The following is a 3305-nucleotide window of genomic DNA, read 5'->3' as shown; positions in this document are numbered from 1 at the left end:
ATTTTTTTATACGACCCCGCCCGGCGGGGCGGGCGCGTGCGGCGCGCCGCGCCGCCCGGACTACCCTGAGCGGGGCCGACGGGAACACTCCCGTCGGCCCGTCTCGTCTGTGATGTCAGTGCCAGCCGATAGCCTGCTGAACAGATGAACGAAGGAGGGGTGGCATGCGCGTTCTCGGGGTGGACCCCGGGCTGACCCGCTGCGGCGTCGGCGTGGTCGAGGGCGTCGCGGGCCGCCCGCTGACCATGCTCGGCGTCGGCGTGGTGCGCACCCCGGCCGACGCCGAACTCGGCGACCGGCTGGTCGCCATCGAGGAGGGCATCGAGCGCTGGCTCGACGACCACCGCCCCGAACGCGTCGCCGTCGAACGCGTCTTCAGCCAGCACAACGTGCGTACGGTGATGGGGACCGCGCAGGCCAGCGCGGTCGCCATGCTGTGCGCCTCCCGCCGGGGCATCCCGGTCGTCCTGCACACCCCCAGCGAGGTGAAGGCCGCCGTCACCGGCAGCGGCCGGGCCGACAAGGCGCAGGTCGGAGCGATGGTGACCCGGCTGCTCAGGCTCTCCGCGCCGCCCAAGCCCGCCGACGCCGCCGACGCCCTCGCGCTCGCCATCTGCCATATCTGGCGCGCCCCCGCCCGGAACCGCCTCCAGCAGGCCGTCGCCCAGCACTCCCTGAAGCACCCCCCGAAAGGCCGTACATGATCGCCTCCGTGAGCGGCCCGGTCGCCGCACTCGCCCCCACCGCCGCGGTCATCGAGGTCGGCGGGATCGGGATGTCCGTCCAGTGCACCCCCACCACCCTCGCCGGGCTGCGGATCGGCCAGGAGGCCCGGCTGGCCACCTCGCTCGTGGTCCGTGAGGACTCCCTGACGCTCTACGGCTTCGCCGACGACGACGAGCGCCAGGTCTTCGAACTGCTCCAGACCGCCAGTGGCGTCGGGCCCCGGCTCGCGCTCGCGATGCTCGCCGTCCACGCCCCGGACGCGCTGCGCCGCGCCGTCGCCTCCGGGGACGAGAAGGCGCTGATGGCCGTCCCCGGCATCGGCAAGAAGGGCGCGCAGAAGCTGCTGCTGGAGCTGAAGGACCGGCTCGGCGATCCCGTCGGCGGACCCGGCGCCGCCCGGGGCGTCGGCACGGCGGTCACCGCCTCCTGGCGGGACCAGCTCCATGCCGCCCTGATCGGGCTGGGGTACGCCACCCGGGAGGCCGACGAGGCCGTGGCGGCGGTCTCCCCCCAGGCCGAGGCGGAGGAGAACCCGCAGGTGGGCAGACTCCTCAAGGCCGCGCTCCAGACACTGAACCGGACCCGGTGAGGCGGCCCACGGTGTCACGGACCCCGCCGGACCCCGCCGCACCCCGTCGGAGTCCTGCCCAGGCCGCCCACCCCCGGGTACGGGACGCGCCCCCTACCCGGGGGGCACGCCCCGGCCGCGCCGCCCTCGCGGCCGTGTATATGGTCCCGCCCCCCCTCAGCCGTAACCGATCGCATCCATCGCATGCACCGCATCCGCCGTGCGGCCCCGCCGCCCCGACGACATGAGGCACATCCGCAGTGAACTGGGACGACACCACCCCCGTACCGGCCGAGGAGACCACCGTCGACGGACGGCTCGTCGGCGCCGCCGCCGACGGTGAGGACCAGGCCGTCGAGGCGGCGCTGCGGCCGAAGACGCTGGGCGAGTTCGTCGGACAGGAGCGGGTGCGAGAACAGCTCGACCTCGTGCTGAAGGCGGCGCTCGCCCGGGGCGCGACCGCCGACCACGTGCTGCTCTCCGGCTCGCCCGGACTGGGCAAGACCACCCTCTCCATGATCATCGCGGCGGAGATGCAGGCCCCGATCCGGATCACCTCGGGCCCCGCCATCCAGCACGCGGGCGATCTGGCGGCCATCCTCTCCTCGCTCCAGGAGGGGGAGGTGCTCTTCCTCGACGAGATCCACCGGATGTCCCGGCCCGCCGAGGAGATGCTCTATATGGCGATGGAGGACTTCCGGGTCGACGTGATCGTCGGCAAGGGGCCCGGCGCCACCGCCATCCCGCTGGAGCTGCCGCCGTTCACCCTGGTCGGGGCGACCACCCGGGCCGGGCTGCTGCCGCCCCCGCTGCGGGACCGCTTCGGCTTCACGGCGCATATGGAGTTCTACGACCCGGCCGAGCTGGAACGGGTGATCCACCGTTCCGCGCGGCTGCTGGACGTGGAGATCGACGCCGAGGGCGCCGCCGAGATCGCGGGACGCTCCCGGGGCACCCCCCGCATCGCCAACCGGCTGCTGCGCCGGGTGCGGGACTACGCGCAGGTCAAGGTGGACGGCGTGATCACCCGTGAGGTGGCGGCGGCGGCCCTCCGGGTGTACGAGGTGGACGGCCGGGGTCTGGACCGGCTCGACCGGGCCGTGCTCCAGGCGCTGCTCAAGCTCTTCGGCGGTGGCCCGGTGGGTCTGTCCACCCTGGCCGTGGCGGTGGGGGAGGAGCGGGAGACGGTGGAGGAGGTGGCGGAGCCGTTCCTGGTCAGGGAGGGTCTGCTGGCCCGCACACCGCGTGGTCGGATCGCCACGCCCGCCGCCTGGGCCCATCTCGGACTCACTCCGCCCGCGCCCGCTCCGGGCGCCGCTGGACAGCAGGGCTTGTTCGGATCGTGACGGCGCGGACACTCCCAGGGCAGGAACCTGGGTGCGATGCTGGGCGTTGTTCCATTGATGCGGACTCGCTTAGACTCCGCCGATGCCGACCTTCCAGGTCGGCGTGCCCACCCCCGTAGATAGGCCGCCTCTTCGACGCGGTCGTGTGAAGGAAGTTTCTTCCCGTGAGTATCGTGACCCTCCTCCCCTTCATCGTGCTCATCGGGGCCATGTTCCTGATGACCCGCTCCGCCAAGAAGAAGCAGCAGCAGGCCGCGGAGATGCGTGACTCCATGCAGCCGGGTACCGGTGTGCGGACGATTGGGGGCATGTATGCCACCGTCAAGGAGATTCACGACGACACCGTGCTCCTTGAGGTCGCCCCCGGCGTCCACGCCGTCTACGCGAAGAACGCCATCGGCGCGGTCCTGGATGTGGATGAGTACAACCGCATCGTTCACGGCGACACGCCCGGCACGACCCCGGCCGTCCCGGACGACGCCTCCTCGCTGATCGACGACGCCGCCTCGGATGGCAAGATCGATCTCGGCAAGAAGCCCGAGGCGGACGCCGAGTCCGACCAGCCGTCCACGTCGGAGGCCGACTCGGCGCCGTCCAAGGACGCCAAGAACGACGGCGACAAGTAGCCACATGGGGGGACCGCCCGGCACGGACCGGTGCCTGGC

Annotated in this window: 4 protein-coding genes; all 4 read left to right on the top strand. The window is 72.5% G+C overall.

What is annotated here, in order from left to right; all coding sequences use genetic code 11:
* Positions 1-164 precede the first annotated feature (164 nt).
* The 4 genes from ruvC (at position 165) to yajC (ending at position 3266) form a co-directional block, all read left to right on the top strand.
* Positions 165-704, top strand: coding sequence for a crossover junction endodeoxyribonuclease RuvC (gene ruvC / locus ACFVIM_RS34180; protein ID WP_384310017.1), 540 nt, complete (start codon positions 165-167; stop codon positions 702-704).
* Entirely contained in the window at positions 701-1315 is a 615-nt protein-coding gene (ruvA, locus tag ACFVIM_RS34175) for a Holliday junction branch migration protein RuvA (RefSeq protein WP_384310015.1), read from the top strand. Before ruvC ends, ruvA begins: the two co-directional genes overlap by 4 nt.
* A 239-nt stretch (positions 1316-1554) precedes the next feature.
* Positions 1555-2640, top strand: coding sequence for a Holliday junction branch migration DNA helicase RuvB (gene ruvB, locus ACFVIM_RS34170; protein WP_384310012.1), 1086 nt, complete (start codon positions 1555-1557; stop codon positions 2638-2640).
* A 164-nt stretch (positions 2641-2804) separates the two neighbouring features.
* Positions 2805-3266: a preprotein translocase subunit YajC gene (gene yajC / locus ACFVIM_RS34165; protein WP_384310009.1), complete on the top strand. Its 462-nt coding sequence runs from the start codon at positions 2805-2807 to the stop codon at positions 3264-3266.
* Positions 3267-3305: the final 39 nt, after the last annotated feature.

The organism is Streptomyces sp. NPDC057638 (assembly GCF_042800315.1).
Classification (GTDB): domain Bacteria; phylum Actinomycetota; class Actinomycetes; order Streptomycetales; family Streptomycetaceae; genus Streptomyces.
Note: the sequence above shows the minus strand (reverse complement) of the source record. Positions and strands in the feature narration are given on the sequence as shown.

Bases quoted from the DNA above. Each gene is read 5' to 3' on its own strand.
- ruvA (WP_384310015.1), top strand. From the start codon at position 701: ATGATCGCCTCCGTGAGCGGCCCGGTCGCCGCACTCGCCCCCACCGCC.
- ruvC (WP_384310017.1), top strand. From the start codon at position 165: ATGCGCGTTCTCGGGGTGGACCCCGGGCTGACCCGCTGCGGCGTCGGC.